The following is a 22529-nucleotide window of genomic DNA, read 5'->3' on the forward strand; positions in this document are numbered from 1 at the left end:
AAGCCTTGGCGAGGTGTCAGGATCAGGTCAAGGCTGACGTGGGGCGCTTCGGCATGATGGTCTGGCTCGGCGAGGGAGCAGGCGCTGGACGTCGCCGTCTTCCCCGGCCTATGGTCGCGCGTTGCATTTGGAGACGGACTTGGCCGACGGCGTCATCACCAGCGAAGGCGAGATCGAGCCAGGCGCGGACACCCTGCGCGGCTTGACCTATCCGCTGGGCACGCCTCCGGCGCCCGGCGAGGCGATCCAGGCGGCGCCCGGCGTGCTCTGGCTGCGCATGCCCCTGCCGATGCAGCTCAATCACATCAACGTCTATGCCATCGAGGACGGCGACGGCTGGGCCGTCATCGACACAGGCATCCGAACCCCGGACACGATCGAGGCCTGGGAGGCCGCTCTGTCGGGCCCGCTGGGCGGCAAACCCGTCACCCGCGTCATCTGCACCCACATGCACCCCGACCACATCGGTCTGGCCGGCTGGCTGTGCGAGCGGTTCGACGCGCCCCTGCTGATGACGCAGTTGGAGTATGTCACGGGCCGGATGCTGGTCGCCGACACAGGCCCGGCGCCGGAAGCGGGCGCGATCTTCTGGAAGGCGTCGGGCTGGACCGAAGATCAGGTCGAAAACTACCGCACCGGCTATGGCCGCTTCACCAAAGGCGTCTGGCCCATGCCGATGAGCTACGAGCGCATCGGCGAAGGCGACCTCCTGTCCATCGGCGGCCATGACTGGACGATCGTCGTCGGCAACGGCCACAGCCCCGAGCACGCCTGTCTTTGGCGCAAGTCGGATGGCGTCTTCCTCTCCGGCGATCAGATCCTGCCGCGCATCTCGTCCAACATTTCCGTCTGGCCGACCGAGCCCCTGGCCGATCCGCTCGACGACTGGATGACCTCGCTGGACCGGCTGGGCGACCTGCTGCCGGCCTATCTGCTGGTTCTGCCGGGTCATGGCGATCCCTTCACCGGCGTCCTGCCGCGCATCGAGGCGCTCAAGCGCGGCCATGCTGTGTCGTTGAAGCGGCTGGAGCGGACCCTGCGCGAGCCGAAGCGGGCCGTGGATGTCTTCGCCTCCCTGTTCGCCCGCCCGGTCGGCGACGGCATTCTGGGGATGGCCACGGGCGAGGCCATCGCCCACCTCAACTATCTGGCCGGTCAGGGCCGCGTGCGCCGCGAACGCGACGCCGACGGCGTGGACTGGTGGACCCTTAACGAACCGGAGCCCGCCGCATGAGCGACCCCATCCGTACCGATCTCGCCGATGGCGTGCTGACCGTCACCTTCGCCCGCGCGGACAAGAAGAATGCCATCACCCAGGCGATGTATTCCCTGCTGGCCGAAGCGACCAACCGCGCCCGCACCGACGACGCCGTCCGCGTCCTGCTGTTCAAGGCCGAGGGTGACAGCTTCTCGGCGGGCAACGACATCGCCGACTTCATCTCGATCGCCCAGTCGGGCGGCGGCCAGGTGACCGACGCGCCGGTGTTCCAGTTCCTGAAATCCCTGGCCGAGATGGACAAGCCGGTCGTCGCCGCCGTGCGCGGCCGGGCGGTGGGCATCGGCCTGACCCTGCTGCTCCATTGCGACATGGTGGTCGTGGCCGAGGACGCCCTGTTGTCGGCGCCCTTCATCAACCTGGCCCTCGCGCCCGAAGCGGCGTCGTCCCTGTTGCTGCCCATGGCCATCGGCCACCAGCGCGCCTTCGAAATCTTCGCGCTGGGCGAGCCGATCGACGGCAAGACCGCTCTGGCCTGGGGGCTCGCCAGTCGCGCCGTCCCCGCTGCCGAGGTCGATGCGACCGCCGACGGCCTCGCCGCCAAGCTCGCCGCCCGCGCGCCCAACTCGTTGAAGAAGACCAAGCGCCTGATGCGCGACGCCGAACAGCTCTGGGCCCTGATGCAGCGCGAGGGTCAGGCCTTCGGCTCCCAGATGACCAGTCCCGAGGCCATGGAGGCCTTCATGGCCTTCACTCAGAAGCGGGCGCCGAACTTCGGCTAGGGCTCTGGAAACAAGCCTTGCCTTGATCCCGCCCCCCATTGCCCCTAAGCGCCCGCGCCATGAGCGCCGCGCCTATCCTTTCCACCGGCTTTCGGATCATGCCGGAGACCGCCGCCGACCGTGACGAGGTCGACGGCCTGGTGCTGGCCGCCTTCGGTCCGGGTCGTTTCGCCAAGACCGCCGAGCGGATCCGCGAGAACGCCCGCATGGCCGCCGCCTTCGTCGCGCGCGAGGACGGTCGCCTGACCGGCTCGGTCCGGCTGTGGGCGATCGCCATCGACGGTCTGGACGCCCTTTTCCTGGGTCCCATCACCGTGGCCCATGACGCCCGTCGCGGAGGCCTCGGTGCCGATCTGGTCGGCGCCTGTATCGGCGAGGCCCAGCATCGGGGCGTGGCCGGCGTCCTGCTCGTCGGCGATCTGCCCTATTTCTCGCGGTTCGGTTTCGAGCCCGCCCCCGACGTCCGCCTGTCCGGCCCCGCCGACCCGCGCCGCGTCCTGTGGCTCCCGATCACCAACGCTGCGCCGTCGGGCCTGGCGGTTCCGGCTTAGGCGGCAAACCGCTCCACGCGGATGTCGCCGGCATGCGCCCGGGCCTGCGCCAGATCGTGCGCCGCCTGCATTCGCATCAGGGTCTCGGCTTTCAGTCCAAACCCTTTCTCGAAGCGGATCGCCATCTCCGCCGACAGCCCCGCGCGCCCATTCAGCAGGCCGCTCATCGCCTGACGGGTGACGCCCAGACGCTCGGCAAGGTCGGTGACGCTGACCCCGCGTGGCTCGACGATCTCGGCGCGCAGCCACGCGCCGGGATGAACCGCGAAGCTGGAGTGAAGGGTGATCGCCATCAGTGGTAGTCCTCCAGGTCCATGTCGACGATCGCTTGCACGTCATCCAGACGGAACGTCAGCCGCCAGTTCTTCGTAACCGTCAGCGCCCAGGTTCCAGCCCGGTCGCCCTTCAAAAGGTGAGCGCCGAAGTTGGGCGGGATGACCAGTTCGGCAGTCGTTTCGATGGCCATAAGATAGGCCAGCATGTTTCTAAGTCGGTCGGTCACCCCCGCCGGCAGGCCACGAGCAGCGCCCGTCTCGGCGAACCGACGCAGCGCCTTGTGACGAATGCTTTCGATCTCCACTCGTCAATATCGAAGCTGACTTAGAAGATGTCAAGTGTCGCTTTACGGGCGACGATCGTGAACCGTATCATCGACGGATGGGTTTTGTCTCTGGACCCCAGCCTTCGCTGGGTTGAAGGGTAAACCGAATGACAGCCACGGACTCGAACAACGGCCTCGCCACCATAGCTGCTGCCGCCAAACAGGCACCGGTTTCCGATCAGGGGGGCCGAGGCCTGCCGCCGGTCCACCTGTGGCATCCGGCCCATTGCGGCGACATCGACATCGTCATCCGCGCCGACGGCGTCTGGATGCACGAGAACTCGCCCATCGGTCGCGCCGAACTGGTACGGCTCTTCTCCACCGTCCTGCGTCGCGACCCCGACGGCTATCACCTCGTCACCCCGGTCGAAAAGTTGCGGATCGAGGTCGAGGACCTGCCGTTTCGCGCTGTGACGATGACCCGCGATGGCGACGACCTGGTCTTCATCACCGATGTCGGCGACGAGACCCGCGCCGGCCCCGACCATCCCATCACCGTGGAGACCGACCCCGTGACAGGCGAGCCCGCGCCGCGCGTCCACGTCCGCGCGGACCTCGAGGCCCGCATCGTTCGCACCGTCTTCTACGACCTCGTCGAGATGGCCCAGGAGCGGGACGGACAGCTCCAGATCCAGTCCGGCGGCGTCTGGTTCCCCCTCGGCCCGCCGGGAGCCGGCGTCGAATGAGCCACGGGACGCTGAAGGACCGGCTTTCCGAACGACTGGCCCCGGTCGACGGCTGGCGGGCGGAGGCGCGCGCTGTCCGCTCCGACTTCGACCTCAATCCCGGCATGACGCCCTGGGCGAAGGGACCGCTGAAACCGGCCGCCGTCCTGATCCCCATCGTCGCCAATCCCACCGGCGCCTGCGTCCTGCTGACCCGCCGCGCCGACAGCCTGGCGTCTCACACGGGTCAGGTCGCCTTTCCCGGCGGTCGCCTGGACCCCGGCGAGACCGCCGTCGCGGCGGCGCTGCGCGAGGCGAGGGAGGAGGTCGATTTGGACCCGGCCGCCGTCACCGTCCTGGGACTGTCGGACGCCTACCAGACCGGCACGGGCTATCTGGTCACACCGGTGATCGGCTGGATCGACACCTTGCCGCCGCTGAAGGCTTCGCCCGACGAGGTGGCCGAGATCTTCCAGGCCCCGTGGGACTTCCTGATGGACCCGACCAACCACGCCCGCGACCATCTGGATGCGCCGGAGGGGGTAAAGCGCTGGTTCTGGTCCATGACCTGGGGCGAGCAATATATCTGGGGCGCGACGGCCGGGATCATCCGCGCCTTGCGGACGCGCCTGTACGGTGACGAGCCCAACCTGCCGGCCTCGGCCGCCGAGGACGCGGCGTGACCCGGCTCGAGAATCAGCCCTGGTTGACCAGCCCCGCCACCGTGGCCGTCTTCGATGCTCTGGAAGCGGTGGGCGGTCCCGACTGCGCCCGCTTCGTCGGCGGCAGCGTGCGAAACGCCCTGGTCGGTCGCCCGGTCGACGATTTCGACATCGCTACCCGGCTGAAACCCGATGAGACAATGGCCGCGCTGAAAAGGGCCGGGATCAAGGTCGTCCCCACCGGCCTGGCCCACGGCACGGTCACCGCCGTCTCGGGCAAAAAGCCCTACGAGATCACCACCCTGCGCCGCGACGTGGAGACGGACGGCCGCCGCGCCGTGGTCGCCTTCACTGACGACTGGGCCGAGGACGCCGCCCGTCGCGACTTCCGCCTGAACGCCCTCTACGCCGACCGCACCGGCGTCATCTTCGATCCGACGGGGCAGGGGGTGGCGGACGCCCTGGCCGGTCGCGTCGTCTTCGTGGGCGATCCCCGGACGCGGATCGAGGAGGACTATCTCCGCATCCTGCGCTTCTTCCGTTTCTTCGCCTGGTACGGCCGCGCCGGGCCCGACCCGGACGGCCTCGCCGCCTGTGCCGCCCATGCCGAGGGCCTGACGCGGCTGTCGGCCGAGCGGGTGTCCAAGGAACTGCTGAAACTTCTCGCCGCACCCGACCCGCGACCGGCTGTCCATGCGATGGCCCAGGCCGGTGTGCTGGTGAGCCTTCTACCCGCCGTCGCCGACCTGACCGCTTTCCACGCAATTTGCGCGGCGAGCGACGACGCGGTTCTGCGCCTGTCCGCCCTCCTGCCCGACAACCCGAACGCCGTTGCCGAGATCGCGCGCGGTCTGCGGTTGCCGAGGGCCATCGAACGCCGGCTCGCCGAGGCTGCTGTCGGACCACTCGATCCCGCCACCGACCCCCGCGCACTCCGTGCGCTGATCTACCGAGAGGGTGCCCAGGCTGTCCGCGATCGCATCCAGCGTGGCGCAGCCCTCAGCCCCGGTTCGGATCCCGCGGCGGCCCTGATCCTCATTGACGGCTGGCCCATTCCTCGAATGCCCGTGGGTGGTCGCGATCTAGCGAAGATCGGCCTCGCGCCCGGCCCCGAGCACGGCCGCATCCTGAAGGCTTTCGAGGCCGAATGGATCGCCGAGGACTTCCCCGTCGACGGCCATGTCGACCGGCTCAAACGGCTGGCGGCTCGGCCCTGACGAAGCGGCTGATGACCGGTCGGTGGTCGGACCCGGTCGGCCGCCCCAGGGTCCGCTCGACCAGAGCCAGTTCCGGCGAACGATAGACCTGATCGATGGTGATGCCGGCAGCGGCGGGCAGGCGCGTCGGCCAGGTCCCCGGCCAGCCGGGCGCCGGGATCAGTCCGCCGTCATCCTTGACGATCCCGCCGATGCGGGCGCTGGAGACGCTGTTGAAATCGCCCGCCGCGATCACCGGCCCCTCGACCGATCGCGCCCATTGCGCCAGCCCGTTCGCCTGTCGGATCTGCTCCCACTGGATCTGGTACGGCCAGGGTCGCGTCATGTGCACGCCCGCAATAGTCACGGGCCCCAGGGGCGTCTCGGCCACGGCGCCGACCACGGACAGGACCGGAACCCTCATTTCGATGTCGCGAAGAGGCCGTCGGGAGGCGATCAGGGAACGGCCGCCGCCGCCTGTGTTGACGACCCGATACGGATAGCCGGCCAGGATTGTGTCGATCGCCTCGACCGCCGCCTGCCCGACCTCCACCAGGACGACCACATCGGCCTCTGACGCGGCGATTGAGGCCGTCATCGCACCCACGTCGTCGTTCCGGACCAGAAGGTTCGCGGAATAGAGTGTGAACTCTGGTGACCCGTCCTGCGGCTCCCCGCGCGGCGTCGCCCATTGCCGCGACCCGGACGCCAGCACCAGAATGCAGACCACGACCGCGCCGACGACCACGCTCCGCACCCGCGACAGCACCGCCGCCGCCAGGCCCAGCCCCGCCGCGACCAGCGCCGGCCCGGTGAACTGCGCCAGGATATCGACCCACCGGTGGCCGATCCCGCTCAGGCCCGCCAGGGCGATTACGAGGGGCGCGAGCAAGGCCAGCGCGACCAGCACGGCCGCGACCCTTCGGATAGGTGAGCGCCTGTCGGTCACGAAGACTTGCTATCCTTGTTGAACACGGGTCGAGTTGGGGCGTTGACCGGTCGCTTGGAGGGCGAAAATGGCGAAGCGGACCATCGGCGATATCGAGAAGATCTGGTCCAATGTCGAGGGCGTCAAGAAGCTCTCCGACCGGGCCGTGGGCATTGGGCCGTTCGGCATCGGCATGGATGGTCTGCTGACCTGGATCCCGGTCGTCGGCTCGGTCTATTCGGTGGGAGCGGCCGGCTGGCTCCTGACCCAGGCCGTGCGCGCCAAGGCCACGCCGGGGACCATTGCCCGCATGGTCGGCTATCTCGGCGTCGACGTCGCGACCGGGGAGGTGCCCGTGGCCGGCGATGTGGTCGACTTCTTCTTCCCCGGCCACCTGATGGCGGCCAAGGCGCTGCAGAAGGACATCGAATCCACCCACTGGGTCGAGGCCAACGAGCGGGAATCCCGCGCCTCGGGCGATCATGACCGCCACGTCGCGACCATGAAGGCCGATCCGAAGAAGCGACGGATTGTCTATCTGCACGACTGAAGCCGCTGTTTCGCTTGACGAAGCGCGCGCGGCCAGCCCTAGTCGACCCTTAATGACCGCCCCCGGACGTGCCGAATGACGCCCATGCTCACGCGAGACGAACTGGCCCTGGCCCTCGGCCAGGCGGGCGGAGGCGACCGGGCCGCCTTCAAAATCGTCTATGAGGCGACATCGGCGAAACTGTTGGGAGTCTGCCTGCGTATCTTGGCTGACCGCCAATTGGCCGAGGACGTCTTGCAGGACACCTATCTTACAGTCTGGAGGAAGGCCTCGACCTTCGATCCCTCGCGCGCCAGCCCCATCACATGGCTGGTGACGATCGCGAGGAACCGGTCGATCGATCGCCTGCGGTCCGGCGCCCCGATGCGCAAGACCACCCCGGTCGAGGACGCTTACGACCTCGCCGACGCCGCGCCCCTGGCCTCCGACATCATCGAGACGACCGATGAGGTGGGCCGTCTGAACGCCTGCCTCGACACCCTGGAAGACAAGGTCCGCGGCGTGATCCGCACCGCCTTCATGGACGGGATGACCTACGACGCCCTGGCGACGCGCGAGAACGTGCCGCTCGGGACGATGAAAAGCTGGATCCGCAGGGGGCTGTTGAGGCTGAGGAGTTGCCTCGAGACATGACCGACGCCCTTCACCCCGAAGACGAAGACCGCGCCCTGGCCGGCGAACTCGCACTGCGCGTCCTGTCGCCCGCCGAGGAGCGCGCCGCCCGCGCCCGCGAAGCCTCCGATCCGGCCTTCGCGGCCGAGGTCGAGACCTGGAACGAGCATCTGGCTAGCTTCATCGCCGAGATTCCCGGCGTCGAACCGTCGCCCCGGGTCTGGCCCCGCGTCGAGGCCGCCATCTCCCCGGCCGCCAACGACAATCGCGCGGGATTCTGGCGCGCCTGGGCCCTGGGTTCGACCGGTCTCCTGGCCGCCAGCCTGGTGGCTGTCGCCGTCCTCGTGTCGCGCCCGGCGCCCACGCCGATCGTGCAACAGGCCCCGGTCGGCGGCGTGACCCGTGTCGCCACCATCGCCATGACCGACGGCGGGGCCCCTGTGGTCGCCCTCGCCTACGATACCGCGACGGGCAAGCTGTTCGTCGCGCCCATGGGCCAACTCGCGACCGGCGAGGCCGTGCCGCACCTGTGGCTGGTCAGGCCCGATGATGCGGGCGTCCAGTTGATCGGCGCCATCGACGGTTCGACCGCCTCGCAGCGTCAGTTGAACGAGGTTCTCGCCTCCACCGCGGGTCAGGCCGTCGCCGTCGCCATCTCGATGGAGGCGCCGGGCCACACGCCCGCCGCGGACAAGCCTGACGGCCCGGTCGTCGCGACCGGCGAACTTCAGGCGCTCTGACAGCGCATCCGGGCGGCCGTCGCCTCCGTAGTTGCACTGATCGGATCGCATCGGCGTCGCCCTGCGGCGTCGTGGGTCCTGACAGCCGCGATCCGGTCAGCGGGGAGGCCACCCAGCCCTTCCAAGGTCTCCCCGCACACCCTTTCCAGCGTCCGAGTTGGCAAAGGATCGGCCCAGGACCCCAATGAATTCAAAGGTCCGAACTTTTAAGAGCCTTTGATCCGGCGCCCCCTCTCGGCGCCCGCACACTGATCTCCGCTTTCCACGGAGATCGACATGCCTTCGAACCACAGCGCGCGGCTGGACCTGCCCTATCTGGCGGCGGGTCAATTGCAGAAACACGTCACCCTCAACCAGGCCCTGACCCGGCTCGACGCCTTGGCCCAGACGGCGGTGGTCAGCCGCAGCGTCGCGACCCAGCCCGCCGACCCTGACGACGGCGATCTCTACATCCTGCCCGCCGACGCGACCGGCGTCGTCTGGGCCGCCTGGAACGAGGGTGATCTCGCCCGTGCGGAGCTCGGCGGCTGGACCCGCGTCCCGACGCCTCGGGGCACGCTCGCCGTGGTGCTGGATGAAGGCGATCTGGTTGTGCGCGGCGAAGACGGCTGGAGCGCTTTCCCGTCGCAACTTCAGTCCATCGAGCGCTTCGGCCTCGCCACCACGGCCGATGCCGACAACCCCTTCGCGGCAAAACTCAATAAGGCCCTGTGGACCGCCCGGCCGACCGGCGAGGGCGGCGACGGCGACCTGCGTTTCACCTTCAACAAGGACGGCGCTACCGACGTCCTCTCCCTGCTGTTCCAGAGCGGCTACGGAGGCCGGGCGGAACTCGGCTTGATCGGCGACGACGACCTGACGCTGAAGGTCAGCCCCGACGGCGAGACCTGGCGCGAGGCCCTGAGGATCGACAAGGATGACGCCCGCATCTGGTTCTCGCGCGGCGCCGCCCGCGCCGAGACCGTCCGCCTGACCGCCGGCAGCGACTTCACCCCGCCTGACTGGGCGCGCCTCCTGATCGTCACCGCCATCGGCGGCGGCGGGGGCGGCGGCTCCGGCTCCTCGGGCGCAAGCGGCCTCCGTCCCGGCGGGGGCGGCGGGGGCGGGGGCGGCATGTCCGGCGCCATCTGGCGTGTCGAAGACCTCCCCGGTGATCTGACCGTCGTCATCGGCGCGGCCGGAGCCTCCGGCGCGGCGGGCGGAGACACCGTCATCACCGCATCCGGCACCGCCCTCCTGACCGCGCGCGGGGGCCAGCCCGGCGCGGACGGCTCGGTGGGCGGAGCAGGGGGCGCGGCCGGCGCCGGCATCGACGGCGGCAACCCCGGTGGTGCGACCTCCACCACGGCCACGGCCGAAGCGGGCCGCAGTCTGACCAGCCCCGGTGCACCGGGCGGCGGCGGCGGTGGGGGCGGTCTCAACGCGGATGGCGTGGCCCGCACAGGCGGCGCGGGCGGTCCCGGCGGCGTCCTCGCCTCTCCGGCCACGGGCGGATCGGGCGGCGTCTCGGCCGCCGGATCGCCCGGCGCGAACCCATCCTCATACCTCTCGGCCTCGGGCGGCGGCGGCGGTGGCGGGGGCGCTGTCACATCTGGAGCAGGCTCGGCGGGCGGCGCGGGCGGAGGTCACGGCGCGGGCGGCGGCGGCGGTGCGGCGGGTGTTTCGTCCGGCGGAGCCGGCGGTCCCGGTTCTGCCGGCGTCGTCGTCATCCTGATCCAGGGCTGAGGTCGATGCTGCGCCTGACCGACGATCGCTTCTTCTCCGACCCGGCCTTCACCGGCGAAGGCCCGATGCTGGACCTCGACGCGATCGAGGCCTTCGAGGCGCCGCGCCGGATGTCCCGCGACGAAGGCCGCGCCGCCGCCGGACCGGACTGGTCCTGGACCCACCTCCCGTTCGACGAGGAGACCGAGAATGATTGATTCCCATACCCAACCCCCGACGCCGGCGCTCGCCGAAGCCCAATGGCTGTGGCGTCGCCTCTATGTCTTCGCCGCCAGCTTCGCCCTGTGGCGATCCCTGTCCGCCGTCGTCGACCGCACCGAACCCGACGCCCTGCCGACCTTGGCCTCGGGACTGATGTCGCTGCTGGCCCTGACGCTAATTCTCTATCTGGTCGCGCCGACGGCCCAACAGTTGGTCGCCCTCCTGGCCGATCTGCGCCTGCGTCTCGGAGGTCCGAAATGACCTTCCGTCTCTCCACCCGGTCCCGCGCCCGGCTGAAGGGTGTTCATCCGGCCCTCGTCGAGGTGATCGAGGCGGCCATCCTGACCACGCCCGTGGACTTCATGGTGACGGAGGGGCTCCGCACTGCAGCGCGTCAGGCTTCCCTCGTGAGGGCGGGCGCAAGCCGAACCCTGAACTCCCGCCACCTGACCGGCCATGCGGTCGACATAGCCGCCGTGGTCGAGGGCGCGGTCCGATGGGACTGGCCCCTCTATCCGCGCATCGCCGACGTCATCAAGGCGGCCGCCAAGGCCAAGGGGGTGGCGCTCGTCTGGGGCGGCGACTGGCCGCGCCTGCGCGACGGTCCGCATTTCGAGCTGGATCGGAGGGTCTATCCATGACCCCGCCGGCCCTTCGCACCCTTGCCCCGCTCGGCTGGCTCGCCCTGGGTCTGGCGGCCCTCACTGCAGTCGCCCTGATCCTCGGCGGCCTCGGCTTCCGTTGGGATCCGTTCGACCTTGCGCGTCGCCGGGCCGACCGCGCCGAACAGGTCGCCGCCGTCGCGACGGCCCAGGCCACCGCCCGCACCGCCGAAGCCGAAGCTCAGGCCGCCCAGGTCGTCCGCCTCGACGCCGCCCTTCAGTCCGCCGTGGCCCTGGAACGCGCCACCAACCGATCCATCCAAGAGACGAGAAACGCGAATGACGCCTCCACGCCCCTCGATCCCCATCGCGCTGATCGCCTGCGCGACCATGACCGCCAGCTGTGCCGCCACGCTCCCGACCTCGGCGGTTGCGCCGCCGCGCCTGATCCTGCCGACGGTGGCGAGCCGGTCCTGTGAACTGCACCGCCTGCCGTCATCTCCCACGCACGGTGATCTGGAGGCCGGCTACATGATCCGGGGCCGCCAGATCGCCGACTGCGACACCGCCCGCCGCCTCGCGGTCGAGACCTTGCTGGCCGAACGCAGGGCAGGGGAGGCGGCCAGGCGGTGACCCGTTCGTCCGTTTCGTCCGTTTTGTCCGCTGTTTCTCGTCCGGACGGATCGGACGACCCGGCAAAACCTGCCGGGTGCCCGGCAGATCCTGCCGCCTGTGCGTGAAAACGGCAAAACCTGCCGGGTGGGTGGCGTGGTTAAGGTAAGGTACCAGTGCAATTTCAATGGCTTGGCCTCATGTCGAAATAACGACGGTTGGCCCGCGCATTGCTTCTTGGGTCCCTGAGCAAAATGCTCCCGACGGTCAAAATGACGGTCGGACCCTTGAAAATAAGGACTATCGGTCATGGCTTTGAATAGCGTGAACACGAACTCGGGCGCCCTCGTCGCCCTGCAGAACCTGCAATCCACGAACAACGAACTGGGCGTCGTCCAGAGCCGCATCAACACCGGCAAAAAAGTCAACTCCGCCAAAGACAACGGCGCGATCTGGGCTATCGCTCAGGGCCAGCGTTCGGAAATCTCCGCCCTGGGCGCCGTCAAGGACAGCCTGGCGCGTGGCACCTCGGCCGTCGACGTCAGCCTCGCCGCCGGCGAATCTGTCTCCGACCTGCTGATCCAGCTGAAGGAAAAGGCTCTGGCCGCGACCGACAGCTCGCTGTCGACCGCTGCTCGCGGCGCCCTGAACGAAGACTTCAAGGCTATCCGTGATCAGATCACGACCGTGGTCGACAACGCCTCGTTCAACGGCGTGAACCTGCTGGACGGTTCGACCGGCACGGCCGGCTACAAGGCCCTGTCGAACACGGCCGGCTCCACCATCAAGGTGGCGGGTGAAGACCTGTCCCTGGGCGGTTCGGCCGTGACCGTCGCGACCACCACCACCATCGGCACGGCCACCCTGGCCGGCACGGCCCTGACGGCTGTGAACGCCTCGATCGACAACGTCTCGGCTTCCCTGGCTCGCCTGGGTACCGGCGCCAAGTCGCTCGACACTCATGCGACGTTCGTCGGCAAGCTGTCGGACGCCCTCGAGAACGGCGTGGGTAACCTGGTCGACGCCGACCTGGCCAAGGAAAGCGCCCGACTGCAGTCCCTGCAAACCAAGCAACAGCTTGGTGTGCAGGCTCTGTCGATCGCCAACCAGTCGAGCTCGATCCTGCTCGGCCTGTTCCGATAAGCCAATGGAAGGGCGGGGCTTCGGTCCCGCCCGACCGTTCCCAAGGGACGCCGGGAACCCCGGCGTGAGGAGCCATGGACACCAATGCGAAGCCTTTCAGCTTAAGCGTCGTCCCGCCCGCCTCCGTTCCGCCGGTGGCGGAACTGCCTGTTGCGGTCCCTCCTGTCGCGGTGTCGGTCGACACCGGTGCGACATCGGATCGGGATCGTGCCGCAAAGCAGGCCGAAGACGCCGCACGGTATCGCCTCATCATCGAGGAAGGCCCCACCCAGGGAACCTTCGTCTACAAGACCCTGGACAGCTCCACCGGAGAGGTCGTCCGTCAGTTTCCCCGCGAGCAGGTCCTTCGAATGGCCGACAGCGGGGGTTACTCGGCCGGGGGCTTGATCGACACCAGCGTCTGATTTTTCGGACGCCGGCCTGATCCATCGAACCGCTCGGGACCGCCCGACGCGGTTAATCGTCGTGGTTTACCGCCGTTAACCATACGGGAACCGTTACAGTCATAGCCTCTCGGCGAACATCCCGGGGCTAGAAGACCTATGACGACCAACAGCGTTCACACAAATGCCGCCGCCGCGATCGCGCTGCAGAACCTGTCTCGGACGAACGACACACTGACCGGGGTCCAGAACCGCATCTCCACGGGCCTGAAGGTCCAGGGCGCCAAGGACAACGCCGCCATCTGGGCGATCGCCCAGGGCCAGCGCGCCGACCTCGGCGCTCTCTCCGCCGTTAAGCAGAGCCTGGACCGCGCCACCTCCATCGCCGACGTCGCCATGGCTGCGGGCGAATCGATCTCCGACCTCCTGAACCAGCTCAAGGAAAAGGTGGTCGCCGCCAAGGACGTCTCGCTGAAGACCCAGTCGCGCGAACTTCTGGACGCTGATTTCAAGGCCCTGCTGCGCGCCATCGGTTCTGCGGTCGACAACGCCTCCTTCGACGGCGGCAATATCCTGAACGGCTCGCTGACCAACGGTCTGAGGTTCCTGGCCAACGCCGGCGCGACCCAGTTCGTCACCCTCTCCGGCAAGGACCTGTCTCTCTCGGGATCGATCATCTCGCTCAGCCTGACCGACAGCCTTCTGACCGCGACGGGTTCGAACCAGGCCCTGACCCGCTTGGACGCGTCGATCACCAATCTGAACAAGTCGCTCGGCGACATCGGCGCACAGGCCAAGCAGATCTCGTCGCACAACACCTTCGTCTCGAAGCTGTCGGACACGATCGAATCAGGGATCGGCAATCTCGTCGATGCCGATCTGGCCAAGGAAAGCGCCCGCCTCCAGGCCCTGCAGGTCCAGCAGCAGCTGGGTGCCCAGGCCCTGTCGATCGCCAACCAGGCACCGCAGATCATCCTCAGCCTGTTCCAGGGCTAAGGTTCAGAAGCGGCCGACATTCTGGTGGTGGCCGATCGTCACGGGGGCGGGGCGGCGGCGTTGCGGGTGTGACCGGTCGCCGAAGCCGTACAGGGCCAGCAGGGACTGGATAAGCGACTTCGGGAAGATCATGGCCTCGCTCCTGTCTGGACAAGAGCACAACACGATTCGCATTCCGTCGTTCCCTACCCGGACGTTAATCTCTGCGAGCCGTTAATCTCGCATTGAGTCTGACCCTCTAGAGTTCTTCCCGGAGGACTGTGTGGCCATCAGCAACAGCTATCTTCTGGGTCTTTACGGCGGGTCATACGACGCCTCGACCACCTCTGCCCTGACCGCACTCACCACCAAGAAGGCCCAGCCGACCGCGCCCTGGAGCACGGCGGCCCAGGCGACCGCCGTCAAGCCCGACGCCCTGGTCCGCGCAGCCCTCGCCGGCCGCGCCTTCGTCAACGAAGACGCCGCCCAGCTGGACGTGAAGGGCGCGTCGGCCGACTACAAGAAACTGTTCGCCCTGTATAAGGGTCTGGAGACTTTGAACGCCCTGGCCAACCGTTCGGCCGTCCCGGGGCTGACCTCGACAGACCTCGCCCTGACCCAGAAGCGGTTCGCCTCGGGCCTGGCGGAGATCGGCTCCTATCTCACCAAGGCTGAGTTCGACGCCCTGCGCCTGGTTCAGGGTTCCTCGTCGGTGACGTCCAAGACCACGGGCGCCGTGCCCCGCGACAGCTCCAACTCCATCACCGGTCCGGTCCACGAGGGCTCGCTGGACACCCCCGTCGCCGCCTTCCAGGGCGACACGAAGTTCAACATCACCATCAAGGTCCCGGTCGGGATCTCCGGGTCCCAGACCACGGCCATCCCCATCGACCTGGCAGAGATGGGCTCCACGCCCCGGACGATGGACAACGTCCTCAGCCACATCAACGGCAAGCTTGAGGCCGGCGGCTTCCAGACCCGCATCGGCCGTGATCAGATCAAGTCCGAACCCCAGACGGTCCAGGTCGCCGGCAAGCCGGTGACCCTCCCGGCCGGTCCCGACAAATGGGCGCTGGCCATTCGTGGCAGCTCGACCGAGACCGTCGGCTTCACGGCCTCGGAGACGTCCGACGCCGTCTATGTGGTTCAGTCGGCCGGAGCGGCCGCCGTCACCAAGACCACCACCGTCAACGGCGTGACCACCACCAAGACCACCACCCCGGCCACGACGACCAACCAGATACTCAAGTTCCAGAGCGACGGCGGTGCGGCACCTGAGCCCACCGGCGGCAATGTCGGCGAGACCCAGTGGGTCGACGGACGTCTGTCACAGGAGAAGCTGCCCGAAGGCGTGACCACCGTTCGCGCCAGCGCGGTCGGGCCCGACGGCTCCCTCTGGATCGTGGGCGACGTCACCACCGGTGGTGCCAATCAGCCGATCAAGGGCGTCCAGGACGTCGCCTTGATGAAATACGATTCGGCCGGTCGGCTTGTCGCGACCCGCACCCTCGGCGCGGCGTCCACCGCCAGCGGCTATGCCATCGCCATCGACGACAACGGCGACGTCGCGGTCGCCGGCTCCGTCACGGGCGCGCTCGGCACCTCGACCACCGACGCGGGCAAGACGGGTGAGGTGGCCAACGTCGCCGACAGCTTCGTCACCGTGTTCAACAAGGACGCCGAGGAGCTGTGGACCCAGCGTCGCGGCGCGCGCGCCGCAGACGAGGCGACCAGCGTCAGTTTCGGCGAGGATGGCCTCGTCTATGTCGGGGGCCGCGCCAAATCGGCGATGACCGGGTCCGTGTCGATCGGCGGCTGGGACGGCTATGTTCAGGCCTTCAAGGCGGGCGAACCCTATCCGACGGCCGGCATCACCGTGAAGTCCATCGGCCAGACCCAGTTCGGAACGGGCGGCGACGACACCGTCGACGCCATGACCATCGACGGCTCCAACCTCTATACTGCAGGCGTCGAGGACGGCCGCGCGGTGGTGCGTCAGTTCACCCTGGATGCGGCCGGCGTGCCTACCCTGGCCGCGACGCGCGACCTCGGCCCCATCTCGGGTGAGATCGCGGGGGTGGCCGTGTCGAACGGCAAGGTCATCCTGACGGGGACCAGCCGAGACAGCGGTCTGTCGGCGGGGACCACCACCGAAACCCATTCGGGCGGCAAGGATGTTTTCGTCGCCACCCTGTCGACCGGCCTGACCGCCGCCGGGACTGACAGCCTGAACTGGTACGGCGGCGCAGGCGACGACACGGCCGCCGACGTGAAGGTCCACGACGGCAAGGTGTGGATCACCGGCATCGCCGACCGCGATCCGGGCGCCCTGGCCACCGATCCGACCAGGGCCTTCCTGACACGGCTCGATCCCGTGACCGGAGCCGTGGAATACACCCGTACCTGGTCCGGAGACGGCGATCAGGCCAAGCCGATGACCCTGGCTGTCGCGTCCGGCGGGGCCAGCGTTCTGGATCGCCTCGGCCTGCCCCAGGGCGAGATCGACCAGAGCGATTCCAAGAGGCTGATCGACGCCACCTCGCTGCGCGTGGGCGACCGCTTCTATGTCCAGTCGGCGGCCGGCGGCCGGGCGGCGGCCGTGACCATCGACGCCAAGGATACGCTGGCCACCCTGGCCCGAAAGATCAGCGTCGCGTCGGGCGGCAAGCTGAGGGTCACCGTGGCGTCCGAGGGCGGCGCCGTGACCGGCAAGGACGGCGAGACCACGACGACCACGGGCGGAGTCCAGCGCCTCTCGATCATGGCGAAGGACGGCAAGACCGGCGCGATCTTCACCTCCGGCGAGACGGGCAGGGACGCCTTGCTGGGCCTGGGTCTGTCGGCCGGCTACGTCGGCGCGGCGTCGGCCGATCCTTCGGTGAAGACCTTCGGCCTCGGCCTGCCCAGCAACCTCAATCTCAACAGTACGGCCTCCATCACCGCCGCGGGCGAGAAGATCCAGGGCGCGCTGAAGGCCATTCGAGACGCCTATCGCGGCCTGTTGCCAGAGGACAAGACCGCCGCCGCTTCCGGTCCGGTCCCGGCCTACCTGACCAATCAGCTCGCCAACTACCAGGCCGCACTGGCGCGTCTCGGCGGATAGCCGGGGGCCGTTTCGCTTCGCGGTTGACGTCATGGGGCGGGGAGGGGTTATTGAGACCTCCAAGGCCCGACGCCGCGCGAGCTCCGCTTCATGCAACTGCCCAACGACAATCGCGTCATCATCGCCATCGGTGTCGGTCTCGCCGTTCTGGCCGCCGTCGTGCTGGCCCTGATGTTCAGCGGCGGCCGTGAGGCTGCTGCGCCCAGGACCCAGGAATCCGAGGAAGGCCCCGGCGGCCTGCAGGTCGATCTGGCCGATGCGCCTGCTCTGGAGCCGACGCGACAGCTGCGGTGCTTCGTCGATGGCCAGTTCGTCGGCATGGCGACCCTGGCCGACTGCGCTCAGCGCAATGGTCTGGCCACAGACGCCCTCGACGTCGGCCTGGACGAGACCGGCAATCTCGCCGCCGCCCCGACCGCCGCCTTCGCCCCGCCGCCGGCCTTGCCGACCGAAGTGGACATGGCCCAGACGGATCCCGCCTATGGGGACACGCCTCTGCCCGAACAGCCCCAGTCGCCGGCACAGCAGCCCCGCGTCGAGCGGGCGTCCGGCGCCTCCTGCCTGCGCTTCACAGGCTCGGATTGGCGTGAGCTCGGCCAGATGAGCTTGAACCAGTGCGTCCAGGCGCTTTACGCCGGCACCTGTGTTCGCCCGGGCGACGCCCAGTATGGCCGTCACGGCTCGGTCAGCCTGCGTCTGGTGCCGCGTCGGGTCGAGCAATCCAACGACAACCGGCGGTTCCGCATCCTCGCCGACCAGGATCGCAACTGCCAGTTCCCGGGCCTGAACTGATGCTCCGCCCGCTCCTGATCGTCGCAACCCTGTCCGTTCCTTTGCTGGCCGCCTGTTCGCAATCGGTGAAAGCCCCGACCGACACCGGCGTCTGCTATGCCGTTGAGGCGCCGGAAGGCGAGCCGACCTTCAATGTCGTCGCCCGCGAGCAGGTTCAGATCGAGAACTGCGCTGCCCGGCTGGAGGAGATGCGCCTGCGTTTCCGTGGTCTCGGCAGCACCCGCCAGGAGGTGACCGGTGCCTACCAGGGTCAGTTCATCTTCGTCGATCGTCGCGGCGTCTCTTTCGCCCGCACCCTCGAAGGCGCGCGCTTCTTCGCCCTGGCGCGCACTGGCGATGGTCGTCTGGCCGTGCCGGGCGCCATCGAGCGGGAAGGCATCACCGACCTCGGCGTCGTCGTCGAGGAACGTGCGCCTCCATCGTTCCCGGGACAGTAGAACAAACTCGGAACACGTGTTAACGGTTTCGCGGGGTGCGCCTCGCGGAATCAGGATTTCAGCCCGGACGCACAGTCGCGCCGGAGCGATAAGAGAAAGAATTTCATCATGGCGGGTAGCGTCAACAAGGTCATCCTCGTCGGCAATCTGGGTCGCGATCCCGAGATACGCTCCATGCCGAACGGCGACCGTATCGCCAACTTCTCCCTGGCCACCTCGGAGACCTGGCGCGACAAGTCTTCGGGCGAGCGCAAGGAAAAGACCGAATGGCACCGCGTTTCGGTCTTCAACGACAACATCGTCAAGGTCGTTGAAAACTATGTGAAAAAGGGTTCGACCGTCTATGTCGAAGGCTCGCTTCAGACGCGCAAGTGGACCGACAAGGACGGTGTCGAGAAATACACCACCGAGATCATCATCGGCCGCTTCAACGGTCAGCTGACCATGCTGGGCGGACGTGACGGCGGCGGGGCGTCGCAAGGCGGCGGTTCGGGCGGTCGCTCCAGCGACGACGACTATTCCTCGGGCTTCTCGACCGGCGGCGCCAACAAGCCGTCCGGTCCCAAGGAGTCCTACGACCTCAACGACGACATCCCCTTCTAGGGCGACACCCGCAAGGACGCCGTCAGTCCCAGACGGCGTCCTTGAAGTGGGCGCGGATTTTCTCGTCGGCGGTCACCAGCTTGGCCCGGTCCGCGATCGCGCACGCGACGATCAGCCGGTCCATTGGATCGCGCGTCCAGCCAATGCCGCGCGCCTCGGCGACGATATCGATCAGTCTTGTCTCTGAAATCGTGAGCGGCTCAATGCGCTCGCTCAGCTCATCGATGATGAATTCCGCAGAGCGTACCTTGATGCGCCCCGCCGCGATCAGGTCATCTAGCTCGATCAGGACCAGAGGCGAGATGACCAAGCGGCTGGATCGGGCGATGAGCGTCCTGGCCCTCCGCTCGATCCTGTTGTCCAGCCTCAGAAAGAGACGGGCGACGACATGGGTGTCGAGATGGACGGCGCCCACTACAGGTCTTTGAACTTCTCGACCGGATCGTATTCCGAGGCACCGGATTCCAGAGGCTCGATGTCCCAGTCTTCCCAGCCTTCGCGTGGACCCAGGGCCATATAGGCGTCGAACCTGCGGGCCCGTCTGTCGGCTTCCGCTTCGGATGTCTCGGTGGTCACCCTGACGTTCACGATCTTGCCCTTACGGACCAGGCGCACGGTCTCGCCCGTCTCCAACATCCGATCCAGGATGTTGAACAGGTCCTTCCTCAGGTCGCTGGCGGTGACTTCGATCATGCGTACATGATCCGCCGCCGACATGTACATGTCAACGGAAACGCCCCGTCACCCACTGTGACACCCGCCGGCGGCCGACCTGTGCGATAGGCCTCGCGTGCCCGTAGTTCCCGACAAGCCCCACAGCCCGCTGACCCTCATGGAGATTGGCGCGATCGCCGCCATCGTGGTCATCTGGGGCGCCAACAACGCCGCGGCCAAGATCGCGACCGAGGTCCTGCCGCCGCTATTGGTCGGGACGCTGCGCTTCGCGATCGCCGCCGTCTGCCTGATCCCCTTCGTGCGCCCGCCCTTCCCGAACTGGAAGAGCATGGCCCTGATCGTCATCCTGGGCGGCCCGCTTCACTACGGATTCCTCTACTGGGGCTTTTCCCTGGCCCAGGACGTCAGCCCCGTCTCGGTGGCGTCCCAGCTCTGGATCCCGTTCACGACCCTGTTCGCCTTCCTGTTGCTGGGCGAGCGGCTGTCGGTCCATGCGCTGATCGGCATGGTGATCTCCCTGCTGGGCGTGGTGTGGATGTCGGCCGATCCACACGCCTTCAACGACTGGAAGGCGATCCTGCTGATCACGGTCGCGACGGCCTTCTGGGGGATGACCACGGTGATCGCCCGCCGGACCACCTCGATCCCGCCGCTGAAGATGCAGGGCCTCCTCGCCTTCGTGGCCCTGCCGACGCTCGCCTTCGCCTCGGCCATGTTCGAGACGGGTCAGGTCGAGGCCGTCCGCTCCGCCACGCCCCTGATCTGGGTCTGCCTGCTCTGGGCCGGCATCGTGTCGTCCGTCTTCGCGACCTCCATGGTCTTCTGGCTGGTGCAGAAGCGCGAGGCGGGCCGGGTGACGCCCTATTTCCTAGTCACCCCGGTCGTCTCCATGGCCATCGGCTGGGGCTTCCTCGGTGACGTGCTGACGGTCCAGATCCTGACCGGCGCGGTCCTGACCATGGGCGGCGTCGCTGTCGTGGCCCTGGCCGAGCGCGGCTTGCGAGCCGGCGCGGCGAAAGCCTAGACCGCTAGAGCGCCTTCATTGGCTAGGCGGACGGCTTCCGCCGCCTCGTCGTGCATGAAGGGCAGGAAGGCGAACCGTTCGCCCCTCGTCACCGGCGTCGCCTCGTGCAGGATGGAGCAGGAAAAGACGCAAGCCCCGCCCGGCGGCGGCCGATAGGTCCGCGATCCGTACTCCGGGAACCGCAGATCGCCCCCCTCGTAGTCGTCGTTCAGGTTGATCGACACGGCGAAACGCCGGTGCCGGGTCACGGCGGTCATGTTGTCGCGATGCGGCCGGAAATACCCTCCGGTCTCGGCGCTGTAGCAGGCGACGAGGTAGCGTTCGAGCCGCGTGGCCTTGAAGTTGAAGACCTTCTCGATCTGCGGCACCAGCCGACGCGACAGTCGCTCGAAGATCGCCTTTCTCAGTGTCTCCTCCGCCACCAGCACGTCGGACCGCTTCTTGAAGGCGTCGTTCATCACCAGATGGGTCTTTTCGCCGACCTGGCTCATCACGCCGGAGGCGGCCCCGCCCTGGCGGCGATAGGCGGCGATCAGGACTTCGCAGAACGGCGGCTCGAAGATGCGCGGCGTCACCAGCACCGGTGCCGCCGCCTCGAACCCGCCATGCGTGGCCGGGGAGGGCAGGGCAGGCACGCGGTCGATCATATAGGCGGCCCGATCGGCCCCGCCCCCGGCCAGGATATGCAGCGCCGGATCGACCAGCACCCAGCGTTCGCTCTCGACCGCATCGAACATCGCCGCCGCCGAGCCGTCCGTATCGAACAGAAAGCGCTGACCCGGCGTCTGGTCGCGTCGCCCCTCTCTTTGCGGATCTTCGCCCACGACGATGACAAAGCCGCAGGCATGGACGTCGTCGAACGCCGCGCGGCGCTCGGCCATCGCCTTCATCGCCGCATCGGCGCGGGCCGCACTGACGAAGGCCAACAGCAGATACCGTCCCGCCGCCACATCCAGCGCATAGCGGGGGTTCGTCAGCCCGGAGACGGTGAAGATCGGCAGCGGATCGCCGGGAAGGAGCGCCATGCCTCACGATTGAAGGCGACGGCGTCGCAGATCAAGTGCCGGGCGCGACGTCGCGCCCGGCCTCATGGCCGCTAGTGTCCCGCGTGACCGGCGGCGGCGGCCTGGAACACGCCGCAGGCGATGCGGTCGCCCGCGCCGCCGATCGGCTGGGACACATGGTCGTCGCGGTTGGCGTGGACCAGGAACGAGGTTCCGTCCCCGCCGGTGAAGTCGATCTCGGTCGTCGGCGCATAGACCTCGGCATTGACCGAACCGTCCGCGCCCGCATGCACGTTCTGCAGATCGCCTAGGTCAGGCCCCGCGCTGTTCAACAGGCCGTGCGGCAGCTTCTGTGGGTCCGCATGGTTCACGTGTGCGCCGGCCGAGGTGAAGCCCGGACCTTCGCAGGTCCCCACGGCATGCAGGTGCACTCCGTGCCAGCCCTCGGGCCAGCCCTTGCCCTCGACCTTGAACAGGAAGCCGTCGGGGCCGGCGAAGGCGGTCACCATGCCCGCGTCGCCGCCGTCTGCGGTTTTCAGCGCGGCCATGGCGACCGGCTCGGGCGCAGGCGCGGCCATGGGCGGGGCCGCCGGCGCGGCCGTCTGGGCAAGGGCGCACCCGGCGGTCATCAGGGAACCGGTGGCGAGGATCAGGGCGAGGGGAGAGTGGCGCATTTTTGGTCCTTTCACGGATCGCGTCGCAATGAGCGCAAACTTTGCCTCGCGACGCCTCGAATGCTAGAAAACC

30 protein-coding genes are annotated in these 22529 nt (G+C 68.2%); 22 read left to right on the forward strand and 8 right to left on the reverse strand.

What is annotated here, in order from left to right:
* Positions 1–139 precede the first annotated feature (139 nt).
* Genes ACW171_RS00490 through ACW171_RS00500 form a run of 3 tightly spaced genes read left to right on the forward strand, consistent with a single transcriptional unit; the run spans position 140 to position 2549 of the window.
* The gene (locus tag ACW171_RS00490) at positions 140–1234 is read left to right on the forward strand and encodes an MBL fold metallo-hydrolase (protein ID WP_492094926.1); all 1095 of its coding nucleotides are present in this window, start codon (positions 140–142) and stop codon (positions 1232–1234) included.
* Positions 1231–1998 (forward strand): enoyl-CoA hydratase, encoded by a 768-nt coding sequence (locus ACW171_RS00495; RefSeq protein ID WP_492094928.1) that lies wholly within the window; start codon positions 1231–1233, stop codon positions 1996–1998. The genes ACW171_RS00490 and ACW171_RS00495 overlap by 4 nt, the downstream gene beginning before the upstream one ends.
* Positions 1999–2057: 59 nt before the next feature.
* A complete protein-coding gene (locus tag ACW171_RS00500) occupies positions 2058–2549 on the forward strand; it encodes a GNAT family N-acetyltransferase (protein WP_492094930.1) in 492 nt (163 codons plus the stop codon).
* Here ACW171_RS00500 and ACW171_RS00505 read toward each other — a convergent pair.
* Together ACW171_RS00505 and ACW171_RS00510 are read right to left on the reverse strand one after the other, a co-directional pair.
* Positions 2546–2842, reverse strand: a complete 297-nt coding sequence (locus ACW171_RS00505; RefSeq protein ID WP_492094931.1) for a HigA family addiction module antitoxin — start codon at positions 2840–2842, stop codon at positions 2546–2548. The genes ACW171_RS00500 and ACW171_RS00505 overlap by 4 nt on opposite strands.
* Positions 2842–3129 (reverse strand): type II toxin-antitoxin system RelE/ParE family toxin, encoded by a 288-nt coding sequence (locus tag ACW171_RS00510; protein WP_492094933.1) that lies wholly within the window; start codon positions 3127–3129, stop codon positions 2842–2844. Before ACW171_RS00510 ends, ACW171_RS00505 begins: the two co-directional genes overlap by 1 nt.
* Positions 3130–3257: 128 nt before the next feature.
* Here ACW171_RS00510 and ACW171_RS00515 point away from each other — a divergent pair, with 128 nt between their 5' ends.
* The 3 genes from ACW171_RS00515 to ACW171_RS00525 are packed head-to-tail and all read left to right on the forward strand — an operon-like array spanning position 3258 to position 5694.
* A complete protein-coding gene (locus tag ACW171_RS00515) occupies positions 3258–3836 on the forward strand; it encodes a DUF1285 domain-containing protein (RefSeq protein ID WP_492094935.1) in 579 nt (192 codons plus the stop codon).
* A complete protein-coding gene (locus tag ACW171_RS00520; RefSeq protein WP_492094937.1) occupies positions 3833–4498 on the forward strand; it encodes a CoA pyrophosphatase in 666 nt (221 codons plus the stop codon). Before ACW171_RS00515 ends, ACW171_RS00520 begins: the two co-directional genes overlap by 4 nt.
* Complete coding sequence (locus ACW171_RS00525) at positions 4495–5694, forward strand: CCA tRNA nucleotidyltransferase (RefSeq protein ID WP_492094939.1); 1200 nt, start codon at positions 4495–4497, stop codon at positions 5692–5694. Before ACW171_RS00520 ends, ACW171_RS00525 begins: the two co-directional genes overlap by 4 nt.
* Here ACW171_RS00525 and ACW171_RS00530 read toward each other — a convergent pair.
* Entirely contained in the window at positions 5669–6622 is a 954-nt protein-coding gene (locus tag ACW171_RS00530) for an endonuclease/exonuclease/phosphatase family protein (RefSeq protein WP_492094941.1), read from the reverse strand. The two genes, ACW171_RS00525 and ACW171_RS00530, sit on opposite strands and share 26 nt — an antisense overlap.
* A 67-nt stretch (positions 6623–6689) precedes the next feature.
* Between ACW171_RS00530 and ACW171_RS00535 the strand changes: the two genes are divergently transcribed.
* The 11 genes from ACW171_RS00535 (at position 6690) to ACW171_RS00585 (ending at position 14165) form a co-directional block, all read left to right on the forward strand.
* Positions 6690–7151, forward strand: a complete 462-nt coding sequence (locus tag ACW171_RS00535) for a DUF4112 domain-containing protein (RefSeq protein ID WP_492094943.1) — start codon at positions 6690–6692, stop codon at positions 7149–7151.
* A 75-nt stretch (positions 7152–7226) separates the two neighbouring features.
* A complete protein-coding gene (locus ACW171_RS00540) occupies positions 7227–7784 on the forward strand; it encodes a sigma-70 family RNA polymerase sigma factor (RefSeq protein WP_492094944.1) in 558 nt (185 codons plus the stop codon).
* Positions 7781–8503 carry an anti-sigma factor gene (locus tag ACW171_RS00545; protein ID WP_492094945.1) on the forward strand — a complete coding sequence of 241 codons (723 nt, stop codon included), beginning with the start codon at positions 7781–7783 and terminating at the stop codon, positions 8501–8503. Before ACW171_RS00540 ends, ACW171_RS00545 begins: the two co-directional genes overlap by 4 nt.
* Before the next feature lie 276 nt (positions 8504–8779).
* A complete protein-coding gene (locus tag ACW171_RS00550) occupies positions 8780–10228 on the forward strand; it encodes a DUF2793 domain-containing protein (protein ID WP_492094947.1) in 1449 nt (482 codons plus the stop codon).
* Positions 10229–10233: 5 nt separating this feature from the next.
* Positions 10234–10425 carry a hypothetical protein gene (locus ACW171_RS00555; protein WP_492094949.1) on the forward strand — a complete coding sequence of 64 codons (192 nt, stop codon included), beginning with the start codon at positions 10234–10236 and terminating at the stop codon, positions 10423–10425.
* The gene (locus ACW171_RS00560; RefSeq protein ID WP_492094951.1) at positions 10418–10690 is read left to right on the forward strand and encodes a hypothetical protein; all 273 of its coding nucleotides are present in this window, start codon (positions 10418–10420) and stop codon (positions 10688–10690) included. The genes ACW171_RS00555 and ACW171_RS00560 overlap by 8 nt, the downstream gene beginning before the upstream one ends.
* Entirely contained in the window at positions 10687–11070 is a 384-nt protein-coding gene (locus ACW171_RS00565; RefSeq protein WP_492094953.1) for a M15 family metallopeptidase, read from the forward strand. The genes ACW171_RS00560 and ACW171_RS00565 overlap by 4 nt, the downstream gene beginning before the upstream one ends.
* Positions 11067–11510: a hypothetical protein gene (locus ACW171_RS00570; protein ID WP_492094954.1), complete on the forward strand. Its 444-nt coding sequence runs from the start codon at positions 11067–11069 to the stop codon at positions 11508–11510. The genes ACW171_RS00565 and ACW171_RS00570 overlap by 4 nt, the downstream gene beginning before the upstream one ends.
* A gap of 442 nt (positions 11511–11952) precedes the next feature.
* Complete coding sequence (locus ACW171_RS00575) at positions 11953–12786, forward strand: flagellin (protein ID WP_492094956.1); 834 nt, start codon at positions 11953–11955, stop codon at positions 12784–12786.
* Between the two features lie 74 nt (positions 12787–12860).
* Positions 12861–13190 (forward strand): flagellar protein FlaG, encoded by a 330-nt coding sequence (locus ACW171_RS00580; RefSeq protein ID WP_492094957.1) that lies wholly within the window; start codon positions 12861–12863, stop codon positions 13188–13190.
* 138 nt (positions 13191–13328) lie between these two features.
* Positions 13329–14165: a flagellin gene (locus ACW171_RS00585; protein ID WP_492094958.1), complete on the forward strand. Its 837-nt coding sequence runs from the start codon at positions 13329–13331 to the stop codon at positions 14163–14165.
* Positions 14166–14168: 3 nt separating this feature from the next.
* Here ACW171_RS00585 and ACW171_RS00590 read toward each other — a convergent pair whose 3' ends face one another.
* The gene (locus tag ACW171_RS00590) at positions 14169–14297 is read right to left on the reverse strand and encodes a hypothetical protein (RefSeq protein ID WP_492094960.1); all 129 of its coding nucleotides are present in this window, start codon (positions 14295–14297) and stop codon (positions 14169–14171) included.
* A 130-nt stretch (positions 14298–14427) separates the two neighbouring features.
* Here ACW171_RS00590 and ACW171_RS00595 point away from each other — a divergent pair, with 130 nt between their 5' ends.
* From ACW171_RS00595 to ssb, 4 genes are all read left to right on the forward strand, one after another.
* Positions 14428–17247, forward strand: coding sequence for an NHL repeat-containing protein (locus ACW171_RS00595; protein ID WP_492094962.1), 2820 nt, complete (start codon positions 14428–14430; stop codon positions 17245–17247).
* Between the two features lie 90 nt (positions 17248–17337).
* Positions 17338–18039, forward strand: a complete 702-nt coding sequence (locus ACW171_RS00600; RefSeq protein ID WP_492094964.1) for a hypothetical protein — start codon at positions 17338–17340, stop codon at positions 18037–18039.
* Complete coding sequence (locus tag ACW171_RS00605; protein ID WP_492094966.1) at positions 18039–18476, forward strand: hypothetical protein; 438 nt, start codon at positions 18039–18041, stop codon at positions 18474–18476. The genes ACW171_RS00600 and ACW171_RS00605 overlap by 1 nt, the downstream gene beginning before the upstream one ends.
* Before the next feature lie 108 nt (positions 18477–18584).
* Positions 18585–19079 (forward strand): single-stranded DNA-binding protein, encoded by a 495-nt coding sequence (gene ssb / locus ACW171_RS00610; protein WP_492094968.1) that lies wholly within the window; start codon positions 18585–18587, stop codon positions 19077–19079.
* Between the two features lie 22 nt (positions 19080–19101).
* Here ssb and ACW171_RS00615 read toward each other — a convergent pair whose 3' ends face one another.
* Positions 19102–19494, reverse strand: a complete 393-nt coding sequence (locus ACW171_RS00615) for a type II toxin-antitoxin system VapC family toxin (RefSeq protein WP_492094970.1) — start codon at positions 19492–19494, stop codon at positions 19102–19104.
* Positions 19494–19772, reverse strand: coding sequence for a hypothetical protein (locus ACW171_RS00620; RefSeq protein ID WP_492094972.1), 279 nt, complete (start codon positions 19770–19772; stop codon positions 19494–19496). Before ACW171_RS00620 ends, ACW171_RS00615 begins: the two co-directional genes overlap by 1 nt.
* A gap of 97 nt (positions 19773–19869) precedes the next feature.
* Between ACW171_RS00620 and ACW171_RS00625 the strand changes: the two genes are divergently transcribed.
* Complete coding sequence (locus ACW171_RS00625; RefSeq protein ID WP_492094974.1) at positions 19870–20778, forward strand: DMT family transporter; 909 nt, start codon at positions 19870–19872, stop codon at positions 20776–20778.
* Here the strand turns inward: ACW171_RS00625 and ACW171_RS00630 are convergent.
* Both ACW171_RS00630 and ACW171_RS00635 read right to left on the reverse strand, forming a co-directional pair.
* Positions 20775–21803, reverse strand: coding sequence for a 2OG-Fe(II) oxygenase (locus ACW171_RS00630; RefSeq protein ID WP_492094976.1), 1029 nt, complete (start codon positions 21801–21803; stop codon positions 20775–20777). The two genes, ACW171_RS00625 and ACW171_RS00630, sit on opposite strands and share 4 nt — an antisense overlap.
* A gap of 71 nt (positions 21804–21874) precedes the next feature.
* A complete protein-coding gene (locus tag ACW171_RS00635) occupies positions 21875–22456 on the reverse strand; it encodes a superoxide dismutase family protein (RefSeq protein WP_492094977.1) in 582 nt (193 codons plus the stop codon).
* Positions 22457–22529 lie beyond the last annotated feature (73 nt).

The organism is Brevundimonas sp. FV1ye28, from assembly GCF_058681135.1.

Bases quoted from the DNA above. Each gene is read 5' to 3' on its own strand.
- ACW171_RS00495 (WP_492094928.1), top strand. From the start codon at position 1,231: ATGAGCGACCCCATCCGTACCGATCTCGCCGATGGCGTGCTGACCGTC.
- ACW171_RS00500 (WP_492094930.1), top strand. From the start codon at position 2,058: ATGAGCGCCGCGCCTATCCTTTCCACCGGCTTTCGGATCATGCCGGAG.
- ACW171_RS00505 (WP_492094931.1), bottom strand. From the start codon at position 2,842: ATGGCGATCACCCTTCACTCCAGCTTCGCGGTTCATCCCGGCGCGTGG.
- ACW171_RS00515 (WP_492094935.1), top strand. From the start codon at position 3,258: ATGACAGCCACGGACTCGAACAACGGCCTCGCCACCATAGCTGCTGCC.
- ACW171_RS00520 (WP_492094937.1), top strand. From the start codon at position 3,833: ATGAGCCACGGGACGCTGAAGGACCGGCTTTCCGAACGACTGGCCCCG.
- ACW171_RS00535 (WP_492094943.1), top strand. From the start codon at position 6,690: ATGGCGAAGCGGACCATCGGCGATATCGAGAAGATCTGGTCCAATGTC.
- ACW171_RS00540 (WP_492094944.1), top strand. From the start codon at position 7,227: ATGACGCCCATGCTCACGCGAGACGAACTGGCCCTGGCCCTCGGCCAG.
- ACW171_RS00545 (WP_492094945.1), top strand. From the start codon at position 7,781: ATGACCGACGCCCTTCACCCCGAAGACGAAGACCGCGCCCTGGCCGGC.
- ACW171_RS00550 (WP_492094947.1), top strand. From the start codon at position 8,780: ATGCCTTCGAACCACAGCGCGCGGCTGGACCTGCCCTATCTGGCGGCG.
- ACW171_RS00555 (WP_492094949.1), top strand. From the start codon at position 10,234: ATGCTGCGCCTGACCGACGATCGCTTCTTCTCCGACCCGGCCTTCACC.
- ACW171_RS00560 (WP_492094951.1), top strand. From the start codon at position 10,418: ATGATTGATTCCCATACCCAACCCCCGACGCCGGCGCTCGCCGAAGCC.
- ACW171_RS00565 (WP_492094953.1), top strand. From the start codon at position 10,687: ATGACCTTCCGTCTCTCCACCCGGTCCCGCGCCCGGCTGAAGGGTGTT.
- ACW171_RS00570 (WP_492094954.1), top strand. From the start codon at position 11,067: ATGACCCCGCCGGCCCTTCGCACCCTTGCCCCGCTCGGCTGGCTCGCC.
- ACW171_RS00575 (WP_492094956.1), top strand. From the start codon at position 11,953: ATGGCTTTGAATAGCGTGAACACGAACTCGGGCGCCCTCGTCGCCCTG.
- ACW171_RS00580 (WP_492094957.1), top strand. From the start codon at position 12,861: ATGGACACCAATGCGAAGCCTTTCAGCTTAAGCGTCGTCCCGCCCGCC.
- ACW171_RS00585 (WP_492094958.1), top strand. From the start codon at position 13,329: ATGACGACCAACAGCGTTCACACAAATGCCGCCGCCGCGATCGCGCTG.
- ACW171_RS00590 (WP_492094960.1), bottom strand. From the start codon at position 14,297: ATGATCTTCCCGAAGTCGCTTATCCAGTCCCTGCTGGCCCTGTACGGC.
- ACW171_RS00600 (WP_492094964.1), top strand. From the start codon at position 17,338: ATGCAACTGCCCAACGACAATCGCGTCATCATCGCCATCGGTGTCGGT.
- ACW171_RS00605 (WP_492094966.1), top strand. From the start codon at position 18,039: ATGCTCCGCCCGCTCCTGATCGTCGCAACCCTGTCCGTTCCTTTGCTG.
- ssb (WP_492094968.1), top strand. From the start codon at position 18,585: ATGGCGGGTAGCGTCAACAAGGTCATCCTCGTCGGCAATCTGGGTCGC.
- ACW171_RS00620 (WP_492094972.1), bottom strand. From the start codon at position 19,772: ATGATCGAAGTCACCGCCAGCGACCTGAGGAAGGACCTGTTCAACATC.
- ACW171_RS00630 (WP_492094976.1), bottom strand. From the start codon at position 21,803: ATGGCGCTCCTTCCCGGCGATCCGCTGCCGATCTTCACCGTCTCCGGG.
- ACW171_RS00635 (WP_492094977.1), bottom strand. From the start codon at position 22,456: ATGCGCCACTCTCCCCTCGCCCTGATCCTCGCCACCGGTTCCCTGATG.